The following is a 17662-nucleotide window of genomic DNA, read 5'->3' on the forward strand; positions in this document are numbered from 1 at the left end:
GGTCGTAAGTGGTGCGAGTAACACCATATTTGTAAGCGTTTACAGCGTGGCATAGATCATCAGCTTTGACAAGAGTAGCCATAAAATCAGTTTTAATCACCCTTACGTGGAATCACGGCAACTCAGGAGGCGTAATCCGTAGATCATAATTGCAAGCGTTTACATTCTGCGTTCGATCATTTATCGTTACCGTCATGACTTCAATTCGTACAGCAGCTGATTTCCCTGTGCAGGCCGAAAACGCGCAGTGGTGGCGCTCCTCGGTGATCTACCAGATCTACCCGCGCTCCTTCGCCGATTCCAATGGCGATGGCATGGGCGACCTGCGCGGAATTACCCAACGCCTGGAAAGCATCGCGCAGCTTTCGGTCGACGCGATCTGGCTTTCGCCATTCTTCACTTCCCCGCAGAAGGACGCCGGATACGACGTCTCGAATTACTGCGACGTGGATCCGCTGTTCGGAACCCTGGAAGACTACGACGCGATGGTGGCCAGGGCCCATGAATTGGGTCTGAAGGTCATCATCGATCTGGTCCCGAACCACTGCTCGGACCAGCACCCATGGTTCCAGGAGGCGCTCCAGGCAGCTCCCGGCTCCCCCGAACGCGACCGCTTCATCTTCAAGGACACCCCGGAAACCGGACACCCGAACAACTGGGGTTCGGTCTTCGGCGGCCCGATGTGGACCGCAACCAGGAACCCGGATGGCAGCACCGGCCAGTCCTACCTGCACATCTTCGATTCCTCGCAGCCTGACTTCAACTGGCACAACGAGGAAGTCCGCGCGATGTTCCGCGACGTCCTGCGCTTCTGGCTGGATCGGGGCACCGACGGCTTCCGCGTCGACGTGGCCCACGGCTTGATCAAGGCCGAAGGCCTGCCCGATTTCACGCCGGACCCCATGGCAGCTTCGATGGGCGGCACCGAAGAACTGGCTCCGTGGTGGGGCCAGGACGGCGTGCATGAAATCTACCGCGACTGGCGCAAGGTCATGGACGAGTACGAGGGCGACCGCGTGCTCTGCGCCGAGGCATGGGTCAATCCCCTGTCGCTGATGGCGAAGTGGGTGCGCAACGACGAGATGCACCAGGCATTCAACTTCCCGTACCTCTCCTGCGATTTCGATGCCAAGCAGATCCGCAAGACCATCGACGAGTCCCTTCAGGAGTTTGGCAAGGTCGGCGCACCGAGCACCTGGGTGCTCTCCAACCACGACGTGGTGCGCCATGCGACCCGCCTGGCGCTGACCGATGAGAACCCGCAGGGCGAGGGCATTGGCCCGAACACCCCGAACCTGCCAGAGCCTGCCGTCGGATTGCGCCGCGCACGCGCTTCCAGCACGCTGATGCTGGCCCTGCCGGGCGGCGCCTACCTCTACCAGGGCGAGGAACTGGGCCTGCCGGAAGCAATCGACCTGCCAGATGATGCGCGCCAGGATCCGACCTGGTTCCGCACCAATGGCGAACGCTATGGCCGCGATGGCTGCCGCGTTCCCTTGCCATGGGAGAGCGGCAAGCCGGCCTTCGGCTTCAGCTCGACCGGTGAAAGCTGGCTGCCGCAGCCAGCCGGCTGGGATTCCTACGCCCGCGATGCGCAGCTCGAAGACCAGTCCTCCACGCTGAACCTGTACCGCCGCCTGCTGCAGCTGCGCCAGGACCACGCGCTGGGCACCGGCACCCTTCAATGGATCGACGGCGCCGAGGACGAGGTCCTGGCCTTCGCCAACGGCAACGTGCTGGTCGTGGCCAACTACGCCGCAACCCCCCTGCCATTGCCGGTGCAGGCGCACAGCGCCACCGAGCTGGTGCGCAGCCAAATGGAGCAGTCCGCGGAACCGGGAATGATCCCGGGCGAAACCGCCATCTGGTTCCAGCTGGCATAGGGAGCAATCAAGTTTCCGGCAGCAGCCGCACCGGGTAACGTTAGGCAGTAGCCGCGGCCATGGGAAAGAGATTTCCCCCAGCCGCGGCTACTGGCATGAAGGAAGGACATGATGTGGCCGGAATCAAGGACGTAGCGCAAGCCGCTGGCGTATCCATTGCCACCGTCTCCCGCGCGCTATCTGGGCGGGGTTCGGTCTCGGCGGCCGCGCAGGAGGCGGTGCAGCGTGCCGCCGCGGAACTGGGCTACGTGGTCTCTTCCTCCGCGTCCGGGCTGGCATCGGGCCGCACTCGCAATATCGGTGTGCTCGTGCCGGTGATCAACCACTGGTTCTATGCCTGCGTGCTGGAAGGCATCTCCAGCCGCCTGATGGACGAGGGCTATGACACCACCCTCTACCAGCTGACCAAGGACCACACCCAGCGCGAGAAGATCTTCTCCGATTTCCTGCTGCGCCAGCGGGTAGATGCGGTCATCGCGGTCAATGTCGAGTTGGCCGAGGACGAGGTCCAGGCGCTGCTGGCGGTGGACAAGCCCTTGGTTGGCGTGGGCGGCCCGTTGCCCGGCGTGCCCACGCTGCATGTCAACGACGAAGCGATCTCGGCCCTCGCGACCGGGCACCTGGTTTCCCTGGGCCATGAACGCATCGGCTTCATCGGCGGCAACGCGGAAACCGATGTGGACTTCCTGGTGCCCACGCACCGCCGCACCGGCTATGAGCGGGCCCTGGCCGAGGCTGGGCTTGAAGTGGATGAGTCGCTGATTGTGAGCGCCGACTTCACCCTGCCCCAGGGCTACGCAGTGGCCAAGCAGCTGCTGGGCAACCCGGCGTCCCGGCCCACCGCAATCTTCGCGGCCAGTGACGAAATGGCCATCGGCGCCATCCTGGCCGCGCGCGATCTCGGATTGCAGCTTCCGCAGGATCTCTCGGTGGTCGGCGTAGACAACCATGACCTTGCCGAACTGTTCGGCTTGACCACCGTCGAGCAGCGACCGCATGAGCAGGGTCAGCTGGCGGTCGCGATGCTGCTGCGGGCAATCCGCGGAGAGGAACCGGCACAGGCCCACGAATTGGAGCATCGGCTGGTCGTGCGCTCATCTACCACCCGACCGGCCTAGCAGCCTGGACAGGGATTCACCAGCCCGCTGATTCCACTGGCTGCCATCGATATCGCCGATCGCCGAACACGCAAATGCCCGCGCGGGCACCGGGTCGCTTGGGCCGGTGCCCGCGCGGGCATCGCGCTGCTGTGGAATTAGTGCGCCACAGTCGAGTCGGCCTGTTCGCCCTCGACTTCTTCCAGATGCAGGTTGCGTCCGCGAGTCTCGCCCACCCAGAGCACGGCCGCCACGGAGATGACGGTCAGCACCATGATGTAGACGGCAATCGAGACCGAAGCGCCGGTGGTCTCCAGCAGGATCTGCGCCACGGTGGCAGCGAAGGCACCACCGAGGATAGCACCGAGCGCATAGCCGATGGAGATGCCCGAGTAGCGGATCTGTGCAGGGAACATTTCCGCGTACATTGCCGACTGCGGGCCATAGGACAAGCCCAGGCCAACGGTCAGCACGAAGATGGCGATGGTGTACAGCACGATGTTGCCGGTATCGACCAGCATGAACATCGGGATCATCCAGACGAAGACCAGCGCGTAGCCGATCACGAAGGTCGCGCGGCGCCCGATCTTATCCGAGAGCCAGCCGCCGACCAGGGTGAAGATCAGCCAGCCCACCGAACCAATGGTGGTGGCCAAGAGGATTGGCGCAACCGGCATTTCCAGCACCTTGGTGGTGTAGGAGATGAAGAACGCGATGACCAGGTAGCCGGCGGCGTTGTTCGAGATGAAGATCAGCGCAGCCTGCAGGACTTGCTTGGTGTGGCCGGTCATCAGTTCGCGCAACGGCGTGTGCTCGGCGGCCTTGCGCTGGGAGAGCTGCTTGAAGACCGGGGATTCCTCGACCGCACGGCGGATCATGTAGCCCACGAAGATCAGCGCAATGGAGAGCAGGAACGGGATGCGCCAGCCCCAGGCGATAAAGTCTTCCGGGCTCATGGCAACACGCAGGATGTACAGCAGGCCGGTAGCCAGGATCATGCCGATAGGCACACCGATCTGCGGGTAGGCGCCGAAGTAGCCGCGTCGGTGGTTCGGTGCATGCTCTACCGCCATCAAGGCGGCGCCGCCCCATTCGCCGCCGGCCGAGAAGCCCTGGATCACGCGCAGCAGCACGAGCAGGATTGGCGCGGCCACGCCGATGGATGCGTAGGTTGGCAGCAGGCCGATGGCAGCGGTGGCAATGCCCATGAGGATCAGGGTGAGCACCAGGATGCGCTTGCGTCCGTAGCGGTCGCCCAGGTGCCCGGCAACTACTGCGCCGAGCGGACGGAAGAAGAAGGAGATGCCGATCATTGCGAAGGAAAGGATCTGCGCGATGCCCGGGTTCGACTCGCCCAGGGGCTCGAGGAACAGCGGGGTTAGCAGCGTCGCGGTGAGCTGGGCGAAGATGAAGAAGTCGTACCACTCAATGGTGGTGCCCACGAGGGTGCCGGCAAGTACCCGGCGCTCCTCCTGGGTGCGAGAGACAGTCGATGACATGTGAAGACCTTTTGCGAGTAGTATACCGACCGTTCGGACGGTTATGTGTCGCACACCATCATAAGCGCAGAGTGAAGCGGATCACAAGATCTGCCCCAAACGTGACCCCATGCAGGCAGGCACTTTGCGACCTGCCCCGCCAGCGAATTCGGTGTTCTAATAGAGAACGACTAAAATCGAAGATAGATCACGGACCTTCCTGGTCCCCAGGCTCACTAAGCAGGCCTCGACGACGTTCCCGCAACGCCGCAGGCCGGATTGAAGATCAATGCCTACCTCCCAGACGCTTTCGCGTGGAATCCGCGTCCTTGAAATCGTCGCCAATTCCCCGGTGAACCTATCCATCGCGGAAATCGCCGCGAAGCTGGAAGTCCACCGATCCATCGCCTACCGGATCATCCGCACCCTGGAACAGCATCACCTGCTCAACCGCGATGAGGCCGGCCATATCCGCTCGGCCTCCGGCCTGGCCGTGCTCGCCCGCTCGGTCCAGCGCGATCTGCAGGCGGCCGCCGCTCCCGAGCTCAACGCACTGGCCAACGAACTGTCCATGACCACCTTCGTGGCCGTCTGGGAACATGACCTGTGCACCACCTTGCAGTCGGTCTCCCCGCTGAACTCCCAGCGCGCGATTGTCCACCGCCCGGGTTCGGTGCACGGCATGGACGTGGGAGCCGCCGGCATCGCAATCCAGTCGCGCTACACCAAGGCCGAGTGGGATGCGCTGGACACGGGCATCGAGTACCGTGACGCTGCCACCCAGGCACGGGTTGACGGCTATGCCACCAGCGAGAATGAAGTCATCCAGGGCGTGAAGTCCATTGCCGTTCCGATCCAGCATTCGGGGCAAACCCCGGCGGCGCTGGCCGTGGTCTTCGCGACCAGCACGGCCGGCAACTACGAGCGCATGATCGAGGAGCTCAAGCACGCGGCGGCACGCATCAGCGACAAGCTCGCGCACTAGGAATTCCCGGCACAGAACGAAATCCCGTGGCACTGCACCTTGATGGCTGCAGTGCCACGGGATTCTGCTCATCCGGCCATGGCGGCCGGATGCACGGTTCTTGGCGTTCGCTCCCTAGCGGACGCGGGCCAGCGACGGAGACTTCGCGACGATGAGCTTCATTGCCACAGCGGCCAGGAAGATCACCAGCGCGCCACCGGTGGAGACCCAGAAGGCGCCGAGATAGCCCAGGGTTTCGGCAAAAACGCCGGCCAGTCCGTTGCCGATCGCGGTTCCCACCACGATGCCGGCAGAGAGCATGGTCATCACGGTGGACAGGCGCTGCGGTGGAGCGACTTCACCGCCCAGGGTCATGACCGTGACAATCACCGGCCCCACGGCAAAGCCTGCGATGAACAGGGCCAGCAGCATCAGCGGCACATTGCCGGCCACGTGCATCCCGAAGCTGAGCACGGTCAGTGCCGCGCCGCACAGGATCCAGCGGTTGATCTGCTTGAAGGATTGCGGCCATGCTGCCACGGAGACTGCAGCAATCGCACTGGAGAAGCCCATGGCGCCATAAAGCAGGCCACCGGAGTTGGAGTCGCCCTGCGCGCCGGCAAAGGCCAGGGTCCCGGCTGCCGAGGACCCGAAGACCGTGCCCAGCGCCACCATGCCCAGGATCAGGGCTCCGATCGAGGCAACCTGCGCGCCGCTGATCGAGACCTTCGGCGCGTGTTCGGTATTCTTCACCGGCTTCACGGCATGGCCTGTACGGTGCGAGGCGAAGACCGGCACCAGCACGAGGGTCAACAGCGCGGCGAGGTAGAGCGGCAGCACCGGATCCACCAAGGAGGCCAGCAGCCCGACGGCCACCGGGCCGAAGACGAAGCCCAGTTCATCGAACATCGATTCAAGGCTCAGGGCCGCCGACAGCACCTTGTGATTCTTCTTCTGCTGGCGGGTGATGGAGATCCAGCGGACACGGGACATCGGACCGACCTGCGGGCCGGTGGCACCGGTGGCAAGGCACAGGATTGCGAGCAGCGCCGCGGACATGTCGGGGCCGGAATTGCCGAAGAGGGTCAGGGCCACCAGGAGGATCGTGTGGATGACGGCGACAGTGGTCAAGACCGGGCGCTGGCCGACGCGGTCGGCCAGATAGCCGATACTGGGGCCGCCCACGGCGGATCCCAGGCCAACCATGGCCGCGGCCAGGCCGCCCATGGCATAGGAGCCGGTGGTTGCGGTCACCAGGGTCATGGACCCGATGGTGAGCATCGCGAGCGGGAGACGTGCAAGGAAAGTGAGTGGCAGGAACGGTGCTCCCACCAAAGGAACTAACGCGGAGTATCCGGACATTTTCTCGGATTCCTCACTGTTTTCCTTCGACAAAGTATGCTGAGTCAACAAAACTCCATGACGAAGCGTGCGTCGTCCCACACCCCCCGACGCACAAATTTCCCAAACATGCCTGATGGCACTACTTTCAAGATAGCTACTGCCCCAAGGCAAGTCCAATCTATCCAGCCAAGATCACAGCGCCTTCGCGTTCAATGGTGGAACCATGCTGGGTCTTGAGCACCGATATCCGGTTGGTGATCCGCTGCTTCATCTCTGCAACGTGCGAGACCAGGCCGATGGTCCGGCCCCCTGCACGCAGGTTTTCCAAGGCCAGCATGACTTCTTCCAGCGTCTCGGCATCCAGCGAACCGAAGCCTTCGTCCACGAAGAGCGTCTGCATGTCCACGGCGCCGGAGTGGTGGGAAATGACGTCCGCCAAGCCCAAGGCCAACGCCAGCGAGGCCATGAAGGTCTCGCCCCCGGAAAGCGTCTGGGTCTCGCGGCGCTTGCCTGTCCATGAATCGAGCACCTGCAGCCCCAGCCCGGATTTGGCGTTGCCCTGCTTGGAATCATCATGGTGCAGCGAGTAGCGTCCGCCGGACATCACGTCCAGGCGCTGCGTCGCGGCGATGGCCACTTCCTCAAGGCGAGCTGCCAGCACATAGGTGCTCAGCGTCATCTTGTAGAGGTTCTCTCCCCCGCCGCGCACCACTTCTGCCAGGGAGCGCAGCCGGCGATAGGCTTCGATCACCGGACCTGCCTCGGACCGCTGGCGTGCAAGGTCGCTGGTGGCCTGCTCATGGCGAGCCAGCTGGGTCTGGGCAAGTATTTCCTCTTCCCGTGCCGCCTCGAAGCGTTCTTCGGCCTGGGCTGCCAGCACCTGCGATTGGGCAAGATCTTCCTCGCTGGGTGCGGCGATGCCTTGCCCTGCAAGTTCCTGGGCCTTACGGCAGTCCTGGGACGCTTGGAGCGTGGCGATGGCGCTGGCCAAATCCGCATCCGCGCGCTGCAATTGGCGCAGGCGATCGCGTTCGGCGCCTTCCAGCAGGGCCGCCTCGAAGGCAGCCAAGTTCTCGAAACCGGCGGCGGTGCACTGGCTGTTCCAGGTGGCTTCCGCTTTCCGCACGGCCTCGGCGGCGTCGATCAGGCGGCGCAGGTGCTGCACTGCGCTGGCCAGCCCGTTGGACTTCTTTGCCAGTTCCTCCACCAGCTCGGCCAGGTTCTTCCGGCCTTGGCGCAGCTGCGCCAGCTTGGCATCCAGTTCAGCCAGCTGGGAATCCAAGGACTGCGCCTGCTGCTTCGCCGTCGCATGTTCCAGTGCGGCTTGGTTGGCCCGCGCAGCGTGCTTTTCAGTACGCTGGCGCACCGCATCCAGCTTGGCCACGCGGGCGGCGATCTCTGCCTGCTGCCTGCGCAGCTGTTCCAGTAGTCCATGGGCCGTGGCGAGTTCTGCCCGCAGGTCAGCGACCGAGGCCTCGCCGGCCGCTTCCTGGGCGGTCTGGAACTTGGCCACCAGCATGTCGCGCGCTTGCGCGGCCTGCTGCCCGGCGGTGCGTGCCGCAGCCTCCGCGGCCTCCAGTTCCTGGATCTGCGCATCGTCGATCAGCGGGGCGTCGGCATCGGCTTGTGCCGGCGCCGGATGCTCCTGTGCACCGCAGACGAGGCAGGGTTGCCCGTCTTCCAGCGCGGCGGCCAAGCGCAGGGCGCTTTGGGCCAGCTGTTCGGTGCGCAGCTCGAGCAGGGACTTGGCGGCGCCGGCAATGACCAGTTCCTGCGCGCTGGCCTTCTCACGGGCGGCCAGCGCCTTGCGTTCCAGCGCGTCGCGCTCGGTGGCGTGCTTGATCCTGGTCTCCAGCTCCAGGACGCGTGCCTTGGCCTGCTGGAGCTTTTCATTGGCGGCCACCAGGTCCAGGTCCCCGGCTTCCAGCGTCTCGCGTTCTGCCTTGAGCAGGCCCACCTCGGTTTCGGCCTGGGCCCGGGTCTTCTCATGCTCGGCAGCCAATTCGGCGGCCTTGCGCGCCTGGCCGGCGAGCAGATCGCGGCGCTGCTCATCTTCCAGGGCGGCCTTGGCTACCGCCAGTTCCTCGGCAGCCTTCTGGGCGGGCAGGCGCAGCTCTTCCAGGCCGTCGGCATCGGCACCGGGCTCCAGCCCCGTCTCGGTTTCGAGCCACTGCTGGCTGCGCAGCCAGGACTCATTGGCCTGCTCCTGCGCCGCGGTCGCCTCATGGAGCTGGTTCAAATAGGCGCGCACCGCCCCGGCCTTGGCATCGGCCTCCAACCGGGTGCCAGCGGCCACGGCAGCCTCATGCTTTTCAGCGTAGCCTGCCTGCATCCCCTGCAGCTCGGCCAGGCGAGCGAAAATCCGTCGCCGCTCTTCCAGTGCCTGCGACTGCTCGCGGGTGCGGGTCTTCTCGGTGCGCAGGGCGGCCGCTTCGTCGGCCGAGCGCTGGAGGATCACCGCGATCCGGCGGCGATAACCGGCGAACTGCTCGGCCTGCGCCGCATCCTCGCCCGCCTCCGCCTGGCCAGCGCCCTCGGCGCCGTCCAACTCTGTGCCGTCCAGCTCGTCGGCGGTTTCGCGGCCGGCCAGGAATGACCGGGCAGCTGAGTGGATGGCTTCCTCGCTGGCGCTCAGGCGCGCTTCCACGCTTTCGCTGTGCTTGCGCGCTTCAGCAAGGCGGGCAGCAAATTCATCTTCGATCCGCGCATAGCCGCTGGTGTCGAAGAGATTCGCCAGCAGCTCTTCGCGGTCCTTGGCCTTGGCCCGCAGGAAGTCGGCGAAGCCGCCCTGCGGCAGCATGACCACCTTGGTGAACTGCTCGCGGTCCAGGCCCAGCAGGCTGCCCAGGATGTGGCCCACCTCGTCATTGCGGGTGGACAGTTCCTGCCAGCCGGCATCGGTGAATTCGCGCAGGAAGCTGGCGGCCTTCTGCTCGGTGGTCTTGTTCTTGCCGCGCTTGGAGGGGCGCATCCACGCCGGGGAACGGGTGGCCTCGAACCGCCGGTCGCCGATGGTCAGCTCGCAGACCACCTCCGGGGCCAGTCCCGCCGGGGCGTGGTCGGAACGGATCTGCCGGCTGCCCGCCCGGCTTCCGGGCAGCGCGCCGTACAGGGCATAGCAGATCGCGTCCAGGATGCTGGACTTGCCGGCCCCGGTGGGGCCATCGAGCAGGAACAGCCCGCCGTCGGCCAGTTCATCGAAATTGATTTCTTCGGTGCCGGCGAAGGGACCGAAAGCCTGGATTTGGAGTCGGTGGATTCTCACTGGCTGACCTGTGCCTCTCGGGTGGCTTGGATGACTGAGTCGATGACTTCGCGTTCGGGGTCATCGGCGGCGCGTTCGCGGACGTGCTCCACGAAGTCCCGCACCACCTGCTCGGTGCTGGTTGCCTTGGCCATGCGCTCGGCATAGCTGGCCGGCTGCTCCTTTTCACCGGTTCCTTCAGGAGCGAAGTTCAGCACCACGGTGTCGGGGAAACGGGTTCGGATCGTTGCCATCGCGTCGGCGGGGCGCTCGCTGTCGGTCAGCGTGACCTGGCACCATGCCCCGACCGCGGATTCCAGGTCCGGGTCGGCCAGCAGCTCGGCGAGCTTGCCCTTGAGGATGGCCAATTTCTTCGGCACGGGCAGCAGGATTTCTTCGATGGACTCGATGCCAGAGGCGCTGGTCTCGATCAGCCATACGCCCTTTCGCTGGGTGGCCTCGGAGAAGGAGTAGGCCAGCGGCGAGCCCGAATAGCGCACATGCTCCTTGACCTTCTGCCGTCCGTGCAGGTGGCCCAGGGCCGAGTAGTCGAAGTGCTCGAACAGCTCGGCCGGCACCACGTCGAGGTTGCCGGTGCTCAATTCGCGTTCCGAGTCGCTGCCGATGCCGCCGGCGGCGAACAGGTGCGCCATAGCGATGGAAACGACCGGCTTCTGACCCGCACGCAGCTGCTCCAGATGCTCGTCGATCTGCGCGATGGCCGCCTGCACCACCGCTTCATGGCTGGCCTTGGCGACGCCCAGGCGTTCCATCACCATGCGCGGTTCCAGGTACGGGATGCCATAGATGGCCACCTGGTGGTCGCCGGCATCGCGCAGCACCGGCTGCAGCATGCGCTGGGTATCGGCGATAATATGCACCCCGGCGGAATCCAGCAGATCGGCGCCGAAGCCCAGGCGGGAGGCCGAGTCGTGGTTGCCGCTGGTGATGACGATACTGGCCCCGGTGGCGCGCAGCTCGCGCAGCACCCAGTTGCACAGCTGGACGGCATCCACATGCGGCAGCGCCCGGTCATAGATGTCCCCGGAGATCAGCACCACGTCAACCTGCTGGCTGATGGTGATGTCGATGATTTCCTGCAGCACTGCCCGCTGCGCTTCGATCAGGGAGGCTCCGTGGAAGGTGCGGCCCAAATGCCAGTCCGAGGTATGAAGCAATCGCATGTGTCCAACCTTATGCAATGCCGCGGACAACTTGGACATTAGAATGGGGGTTGTGAATGAAACCGGTGAAACTGCACTCCTGCCAGAGAACTACTCAGACAAGGTGTTTGCGATCCTCCTCGGCCTGGCCGATGGCGCAACCCACGCCCGTGACGACATTGATCCCGGAGCCACCGAAATCCTCCCGCTCTACCTGGCCGACGGCCTGCTCGAAGCGCTGGAATGGGCCCATGACGGTGTAGCCAGCGACGAAGCGGCCTGCATGTGGCTTGCCGCCCTGCGCGGCTACCGCAAGATCACCGGTTCCTTCCCGGACCGTACCCCTGAACCGCTGGGCCGCTGGATCGACAAGGAATTTTCCAACGTCGAGATCTTCGAGAAGATCCACGACGGAGATCCGCAGAACCTGGCCGGCCTGGACAGCTCCGACATGGGGCAGCCCGGGCGTCCAACCGGTGCCGGCGCCGACTCCACCGGCGTGCTGCCGCGCGCCGCGGTGACCGCGCTGCTGGCCCGGGTCCCGCTGGGCACCACCGAGACGCTGGCCCGTTCGGCGGCCTTCCTCACCCACGACGCCCAGGCGGCCAAGACCGCCGTGGCCGCGGCGAAGATCATCCGCTCGGCCATGGAACGCTCCGAGGCATCTGCCGGAGAATGGGCCGCGCTGCTCGATGGCCTCGAAGGCCCGTCGGCCGATGCGCTGCGCGAGGTCGCCACCAAGATCGGCGAGAACATCTCGCTGTCCGGACCGGAAGCCTATGACGCCTACTTCGGCGAGCAGGCGGCCGAAGCGGACGGCGCATCGGACGTGGAAGCAGCCCCGGCGGCTGCCGCCGAGGAAGCAGCCGTGAGGGATCCCGAGGTGGATGCCTACGCTGTTGCGCTGCTGGCCGCCGTCTACGGCACCGAAGCTGTCGGCGAGCGCCCCGCTAGCGCGCTGGATGACATCATCTCCGAGCTGCATGACCGCTGGATGGCGCTGCTCGTCTAGGCGCCCGAAGGGGAGCATGACAAACCTCCGGCCGGCACAGAGCGATCTGTGCCGGCCGGAGGTTTCTTTTCTGCTTTTCTTGGCTGCTAGGCAGTCAGCCCGAAGCCGCCCACCATCTGCATGAATTCTCCTTCGGAGATGATGCTGACCCGCTGGCCCTTTTCGCGCAGCCGCAGCACGTGCTTGGCCTTGTTGGTCAGCCGCCCGGTGGCCAGGTCCTCCGGGACGAAGCCGTCGCCGACCACCAGCGCGGTGGTAGCGCGGGTGACCCGCGAGGCGGTCTGCGCTCCGTGCTCGGCCGCCAATTCCTTGGCCTTGGGGCGCGGCATGGACAGGTTGCCGGTGAACACCATGATCTGGCCGAACAGCGGGTGGCTTGGATCCGCGTTCTCGCTCGGCTTGGGGTTCGGGCCTTCTTGCGGCCAGTTGTTGAAGGCATCCTGCGGCGGCAGCGGGTTGCCTGCGGCCAGCCAACCCTGCGCGTCGCGGGTGGCGCGGGACAGTTCGTCGCCTGGCTGCCAGGCCTGGGTCAGGCTCAGCCGGACGCCATAGTGGTCTGCCGTATCCAGCACCGAGGGCTGTGCGCTGCGCAGGGACATGTCGATCATCGCCCACGCGCAGGCCTCGGCGTCGGCCAGCGCTTCGTGGTGGTTCTCGATCGGGTGCCCGGCTTCTTCGGCAACGAACGGCAGCGAGTAGCTGGGCAGGTCGTAGGCCTTGCGGGAGAGCTTAACGGTGCACAGGTGCGCGATTTCCGGCACGGCGACTTCGCCGGCCTCGCTGGCCGCGCGGATCACGCCCGAATCGAAAGATGAATTGTGGGCCACCAGCACATCGGATCCGATGAATTCCAGCAGCTGCGGAATCTTGTCGGTAACCCGTGGCGCCGCACTCACCATGTCGGGGGTGATGTGGTGGATCGAGACATTGCGCGGGTCGAAGTGGTCGAATCCGGCCGGCGGTTGCATGAGCCACTGCTCGGTTTCGACGATTTTCCCGGAGCGCACCTTGACCAGGCCCACCGAGCAGGCGGAGCCGATAAAACCGTTTGCTGTCTCAAAATCTACTGCTGTGAAGTCCAATGCCACGCCCAATAGCTTACTCGCTTTATCGCTGGCACCGGCATGGGTGTGACGCGCGCGCCGTGCCCGGCGGGGTTTTCGCAGGGCGATACCGTGGTGGCAATTCACTGCAGTCCCGGAATTGACCTGTGGATATCAAGTGATCGCCGGCCCGCGCGGCGCAAGCCAGAGGCCGGGCATCTCACATGCGAAACCGGCAACCTCGCTTTTGGTATGCCCGGAAGTCAGCTGCGGAACAATTTCTCGTAGTACTCGCTGAGCGCCGGATAGTAATCGGGCTCGAAGACTACGCTCGCCACGTCGGTTCCGTCCACCGCCGCGGCCAGCCGATCAAGGTAGAACTCCCAGCCCGGCCCGATGGACCCGGCCTGCTGCGGGTCAAGCCCCGGCATCTGGAAGACCAGGCAGCTGCCCTGGCAAGATGCCTCTACCTTCAGCTCCAGCTGCCAAGCCGAATCGCCGGTTCCAGTGCGCACCTGCAGCTGTCGCGTGCGCGGATCGCACTGCAAGATCTCCACGCGTTCGGCGGGCGCTTCCTCTTCGGCCAGCAGCACTACCTCGACGGCGCCGCTTTTTGGATCCCCGTGCCAGGATCCGAACCAGAGCGCCAAGTACTCGGAATCGGCCAGATAGCGCCAGATCCTGTCCGGTGATTCAGTGAACACGCGGCGCAATTCCAGCGCGCCGTGCGCGGTGCGGTTTCCGGTGGGCGTAGCGCTCATGGCTGTACTCCTGGGTTGCTCCACTGCCACCGCGGCACTGGCTATTCCAACGCCTTCGCCGGCAGTGATTGAAGAATAGCAAAAAGCGCTGGCTTCCCTCCCAAATGGAAAAGAAGCCAGCGCTCATTTCATGATCTTGGACCCGGCCAGCAGACGGGCTATGCGGTAGCCTTGCGCAAGGTGAGATAGGAGCCGCCAGCCATCAGCAGGGCGACAATACCGCCCCACAAGGTCACCCCAGCGGCGGTCCAGGTCAGTGCCCAGCTCCAGAACTCGCCCCAGGAGTTGGTGAAGGTGAACAGGGCGATGATCCCCAGCACCAGCACACCCAAGCAGATGAAGAATGCCACCATGCCAGTGGTGCGCCATCTCATGTAGATGGTCGCTGCCAGGAATCCGATCATGAACAGCAGCACCATCAGCACAAAGTAGAACAGGATCTGGACCAGCCAGTTGTTATCCGCAATCCATTGCAGCGCAAAGAACTGTCCGCCCATGCCCCAACCATCGGTAGCAACTTCCAGCAGTCCCATCAGGTAGTAGAACACCGAGAGCGCCAGCGCGCATACGGAGAACAGTGCCACGGTGCCCAGATAGAAGGTTCGCCGCGAAATGCTCATGGCCATGGAGAACGGGAAGGTCAACGTCAGCGACTGGATTCCCAGGGCCAGGAAGTACCACATGGGCGCTTGGGCGCCGCCGCCGTACATTGCCCCGTCTCCGCCGTTGCGCCTGACCAGCCACCAGATGGCCAGGGTGAAGAGGAATGATGCACCCAGGATGATCAGCGGAATTCCGATGAAGGTGCCCTTGTTGATCAGTTGCATGCGGGCAACTTTGATGACGCGGTTCATTTTCTTGCCTCCGTCCGTTCTTCTGTCCTTTGTGCCGTGGTGCCGCTCAATGCGCTGCGCACCACTAGTTGCTGCAGCGACACGGGGCTCAGGTCCAGGCCCATAAGTTTCGCCTGCTCGCGCTGGTCCGCATCCAGCTTGGCCTTGATCGTGACGCTGGCCAGGGCGCCGAGCGCATCGCGATGCAATACCTGCGCGGCGCCGATGAATTCCTGGACCTTGGCGGCGTCACCCGTGACAGTGACCGCCGTGCCGCGCAGCTCTTCGGCATCCGAGTCGATGACGATTTGCCCCTTGTCGATCACGATGACGTGTTCGAGAAGGTTGGCGACTTCGTCGATCAGGTGGCTGGAGAGCACGATGGTGCGTGGGTATTCAGCGAAGTCTTCGACAAGGCGGTCGTAGAAGATCTGCCGGGCTACCGCGTCCAGGCCGAGGTAGGGCTCATCGAAGAAGGTGATGTCGGCCCGCGAGGCCATGCCGATGATGACGCCAACGGCGGACAGCTGCCCGCGGGAGAGCTTCTTGATCCTCCGCTTAATCGGCAGCGCGAATGCTTCGACGAGCTCCTGGGCCAGATCCTCGTCCCAGTTCTCGAAGAACAGGGCTGCGGATTCGAATGCCTGGTGGACCTTGAAATCATCGGGATATTTCTGTGATTCGCGGATGAAGCAGATGCGCGAAAGCGTCGGATCATGCTCGAACGGGGCGTGGCCGAAGATTTCGGCGGTGCCGTGGTCTGCATAGTTCTGCCCGGTCAGGATGGACATCAGCGTGGTCTTGCCGGCTCCGTTGCGTCCAAGCAGCCCGTAGATCCGATCCGGCTCCAGATCCAGGGTGACGTTGTCGAGCGCTTTCACGTCCTTGTAGGTCTTGCTCAGTTCGCGTGTGGCGATTGCTGTCGTGCGTGGCATGTCGTTCCTCCCTGTGCTGTAGAGATGTTTCAAGATTCCGAGCCGGTCTTGATCATGGCGACCAGCTCATCCACGCCAATGCCCAGCTTGGAAGCTTCTGCGGTCAATGGCGCGATGAATTGCTGCTGGAATTTCTCGCGGCGTTGCGCTCGCAGCCGCTGCGGTGCTCCTTCGGTGACGAACATGCCGATTCCCCGTTTCTTGTAGAGCAGCCCATCTTCCACGAGCCGGTTGATTCCCTTGGCTGCGGTGGCCGGATTAATCCGGTAGAACGCTGCGAATTCATTGGTTGATGGAACTTGCGCTTCTTCCGCCAGAACACCAGAGATGATGTCGTTCTCAATCAGCTCAGCAATTTGCATGAAGATCGGTTTTGAATCATCAATCATGCTGGCTCCCTCCGTGCTCATCCCCACCAGGTTAGTTAGTGGGTTAGTTACTCATGTAACTAACCATAGAACCTCGGGAAGTTCTGCGCAAGTACGGAGCGGCAGAATTCCCGTGGAAATTAGGGGCTCCATACTGTCCGCCACGGCATCTAAGCTGGGACTTGCCAAGAAAGGTAGCCCTGCACGCGCACCATCGATGCTGCGTTCACAGTGGTGAAGCCCTGATTGGAAACCGCCCGACCGGGAGAGTTGTACGCCCAGCCCGAAACCGTGGAACACGAGCGCGGGCAGCGAAAAATTGGCCAGGTTCGGTTCGGAAAATTGCGATCGCGCACTTGGAGGCCAACAGCCCTCCTCGTGTTGCAGGCTTTTATGGGAGGGACCATGCAAGAAGATTTCAACCGACTTGAGATACCAGATCAGCTTCTTGGAGCGCTGGACCGCCAAGTTCTGCTCGAGCTGTTCAAGGCGTGCTTCCCCGATTGCAGCGGTGAAGACATTGCGCGTATGAGCCGACGTGAACTGATCACCAGGATCCAGACCGAACGCGCTTATGCCGGGCACCGTCCCAGCTGCATCATCGACGACTATCCCCTGCGCCGTCCGAACTTTGGGGCAGTGAAACCCGGATTGCTGGTCCGCGAACCAGGCCAGTCGGTCTACTGGTGCCGACAGGCCAAGCCCCTGGAATCAGCTGCAGCTCTGGGGCAGGTGGACCAGAATTACCTCTGGAATTTGCCGGAAACCATGCAAGCGGGAGATCTGATCCTGACGGCATTGGAGAGCACTCCGGCCTTGATTGCCACCTTGGAAATCGCCAGTTCGGAGGAACCCGGAAAGCTCACTTTCACTGCATTGGCGACCTTCACTGATCCCATTTCGGTGGCCGACATCGAGTCCATGATCGGCGAGAAGCTGCCACGGCGTTCGCGGTACCTGGACGATCCGCTGGCCGATAAGATTCTGGACGGCATCCGGGAGCTGCTCCAACGCCCGCGCCCGATCTTCGTCACCGCGGGCGCATGCTCGCCGTCGAAGCCGGCCAAGGCCAACCGGGTGCTGGGCGTTGCTGCCATTCTCCAGCGCAGCGCGCCGGGCCAGCCGCTGGCCTGCGAAATTTGCGAGCGGGACATCTCTGTCCGCCCACAGATCCACCTGCCGCAGGTCCATCAGGACGGCCTGCGCTGGGAGATCCAGGACCACGTGGATGAGCTGGTGCTGCTGTGCGGCGACTGCCACCAGATGGCCCACCAGCCAACCTTGCAGCAGCTGCGCAACTACGCGAAACCTGCCTGCCCCGCCTGCGGGGAACGCAATCCGCGGAAGGTCATCTGGGGCATGCCCAGTTTCGGGCCAGATGATGATGAATTCGTCACCGCTGGATGCATGATGCCTTTCGGGCCTCCATCGCAATGGGAGTGCCGCGCCTGCGAAACCCAGTACCTGGTGGCCGAATTCGATGACCGGCCGCACCAGGCCTGGGCAATATACGGGCAGAACCTGCAGCGCTGAGCAC

The 17662-nt window shown here is 63.9% G+C and carries 14 protein-coding genes; 5 read left to right on the forward strand and 9 right to left on the reverse strand.

The window, feature by feature from the left end; all coding sequences use genetic code 11:
- Positions 1–194 precede the first annotated feature (194 nt).
- Entirely contained in the window at positions 195–1883 is a 1689-nt protein-coding gene (locus BKX98_RS13325) for a glycoside hydrolase family 13 protein (RefSeq protein WP_073707615.1), read from the forward strand.
- 113 nt (positions 1884–1996) lie between these two features.
- Positions 1997–3001 carry a LacI family DNA-binding transcriptional regulator gene (locus tag BKX98_RS13330; RefSeq protein ID WP_073707706.1) on the forward strand — a complete coding sequence of 335 codons (1005 nt, stop codon included), beginning with the start codon at positions 1997–1999 and terminating at the stop codon, positions 2999–3001.
- 137 nt (positions 3002–3138) lie between these two features.
- Here the strand turns inward: BKX98_RS13330 and BKX98_RS13335 are convergent, their stop codons facing one another.
- Positions 3139–4479 (reverse strand): MFS transporter, encoded by a 1341-nt coding sequence (locus BKX98_RS13335; protein WP_073707616.1) that lies wholly within the window; start codon positions 4477–4479, stop codon positions 3139–3141.
- Positions 4480–4747: 268 nt separating this feature from the next.
- On the opposite strand from BKX98_RS13335, the gene BKX98_RS13340 reads away from it, so the two are divergent.
- Positions 4748–5443, forward strand: coding sequence for an IclR family transcriptional regulator (locus BKX98_RS13340; RefSeq protein ID WP_066137671.1), 696 nt, complete (start codon positions 4748–4750; stop codon positions 5441–5443).
- Positions 5444–5557: 114 nt separating this feature from the next.
- On the opposite strand, the gene BKX98_RS13345 is transcribed toward BKX98_RS13340, so the two are convergent.
- The 3 genes from BKX98_RS13345 to BKX98_RS13355 form a co-directional block, all read right to left on the reverse strand.
- Positions 5558–6784: an MFS transporter gene (locus BKX98_RS13345; RefSeq protein ID WP_255209557.1), complete on the reverse strand. Its 1227-nt coding sequence runs from the start codon at positions 6782–6784 to the stop codon at positions 5558–5560.
- A 160-nt stretch (positions 6785–6944) separates the two neighbouring features.
- On the reverse strand, positions 6945–10031 hold the full coding sequence (locus BKX98_RS13350; RefSeq protein ID WP_073707617.1) for an AAA family ATPase: 3087 nt from the start codon (positions 10029–10031) through the stop codon (positions 6945–6947).
- A complete protein-coding gene (locus BKX98_RS13355) occupies positions 10028–11194 on the reverse strand; it encodes an exonuclease SbcCD subunit D (protein WP_073707618.1) in 1167 nt (388 codons plus the stop codon). Before BKX98_RS13355 ends, BKX98_RS13350 begins: the two co-directional genes overlap by 4 nt.
- Positions 11195–11246: 52 nt before the next feature.
- On the opposite strand from BKX98_RS13355, the gene BKX98_RS13360 reads away from it, so the two are divergent.
- Positions 11247–12185, forward strand: coding sequence for a hypothetical protein (locus BKX98_RS13360; RefSeq protein WP_143181133.1), 939 nt, complete (start codon positions 11247–11249; stop codon positions 12183–12185).
- 86 nt (positions 12186–12271) lie between these two features.
- On the opposite strand, the gene BKX98_RS13365 is transcribed toward BKX98_RS13360, so the two are convergent.
- From BKX98_RS13365 to BKX98_RS13385, 5 genes are all read right to left on the reverse strand, one after another.
- A complete protein-coding gene (locus BKX98_RS13365) occupies positions 12272–13273 on the reverse strand; it encodes an exonuclease domain-containing protein (protein ID WP_073707707.1) in 1002 nt (333 codons plus the stop codon).
- 218 nt (positions 13274–13491) lie between these two features.
- Positions 13492–13989: an SRPBCC domain-containing protein gene (locus tag BKX98_RS13370; protein WP_073707620.1), complete on the reverse strand. Its 498-nt coding sequence runs from the start codon at positions 13987–13989 to the stop codon at positions 13492–13494.
- A 158-nt stretch (positions 13990–14147) separates the two neighbouring features.
- Positions 14148–14843 carry a hypothetical protein gene (locus BKX98_RS13375; protein ID WP_038992107.1) on the reverse strand — a complete coding sequence of 232 codons (696 nt, stop codon included), beginning with the start codon at positions 14841–14843 and terminating at the stop codon, positions 14148–14150.
- A complete protein-coding gene (locus BKX98_RS13380) occupies positions 14840–15757 on the reverse strand; it encodes an ABC transporter ATP-binding protein (protein WP_038992105.1) in 918 nt (305 codons plus the stop codon). Before BKX98_RS13380 ends, BKX98_RS13375 begins: the two co-directional genes overlap by 4 nt.
- A 29-nt stretch (positions 15758–15786) precedes the next feature.
- Positions 15787–16146, reverse strand: coding sequence for a GntR family transcriptional regulator (locus tag BKX98_RS13385; protein ID WP_038992147.1), 360 nt, complete (start codon positions 16144–16146; stop codon positions 15787–15789).
- Between the two features lie 507 nt (positions 16147–16653).
- On the opposite strand from BKX98_RS13385, the gene BKX98_RS13390 reads away from it, so the two are divergent.
- Entirely contained in the window at positions 16654–17658 is a 1005-nt protein-coding gene (locus tag BKX98_RS13390) for an HNH endonuclease (protein WP_143181134.1), read from the forward strand.
- The last annotated feature ends 4 nt before the right edge of the window (positions 17659–17662 follow it).

Source organism: Glutamicibacter sp. 0426, from assembly GCF_001906485.1.
Classification (GTDB): Bacteria; Actinomycetota; Actinomycetes; order Actinomycetales; family Micrococcaceae; genus Glutamicibacter; species Glutamicibacter nicotianae.

Bases quoted from the DNA above. Each gene is read 5' to 3' on its own strand.
- BKX98_RS13375 (WP_038992107.1), bottom strand. From the start codon at position 14,843: ATGAACCGCGTCATCAAAGTTGCCCGCATGCAACTGATCAACAAGGGC.
- BKX98_RS13370 (WP_073707620.1), bottom strand. From the start codon at position 13,989: ATGAGCGCTACGCCCACCGGAAACCGCACCGCGCACGGCGCGCTGGAA.
- BKX98_RS13345 (WP_255209557.1), bottom strand. From the start codon at position 6,784: ATGTCCGGATACTCCGCGTTAGTTCCTTTGGTGGGAGCACCGTTCCTG.
- BKX98_RS13335 (WP_073707616.1), bottom strand. From the start codon at position 4,479: ATGTCATCGACTGTCTCTCGCACCCAGGAGGAGCGCCGGGTACTTGCC.
- BKX98_RS13380 (WP_038992105.1), bottom strand. From the start codon at position 15,757: ATGCCACGCACGACAGCAATCGCCACACGCGAACTGAGCAAGACCTAC.
- BKX98_RS13390 (WP_143181134.1), top strand. From the start codon at position 16,654: ATGAGCCGACGTGAACTGATCACCAGGATCCAGACCGAACGCGCTTAT.
- BKX98_RS13355 (WP_073707618.1), bottom strand. From the start codon at position 11,194: ATGCGATTGCTTCATACCTCGGACTGGCATTTGGGCCGCACCTTCCAC.
- BKX98_RS13325 (WP_073707615.1), top strand. From the start codon at position 195: ATGACTTCAATTCGTACAGCAGCTGATTTCCCTGTGCAGGCCGAAAAC.
- BKX98_RS13385 (WP_038992147.1), bottom strand. From the start codon at position 16,146: ATGATTGATGATTCAAAACCGATCTTCATGCAAATTGCTGAGCTGATT.
- BKX98_RS13340 (WP_066137671.1), top strand. From the start codon at position 4,748: ATGCCTACCTCCCAGACGCTTTCGCGTGGAATCCGCGTCCTTGAAATC.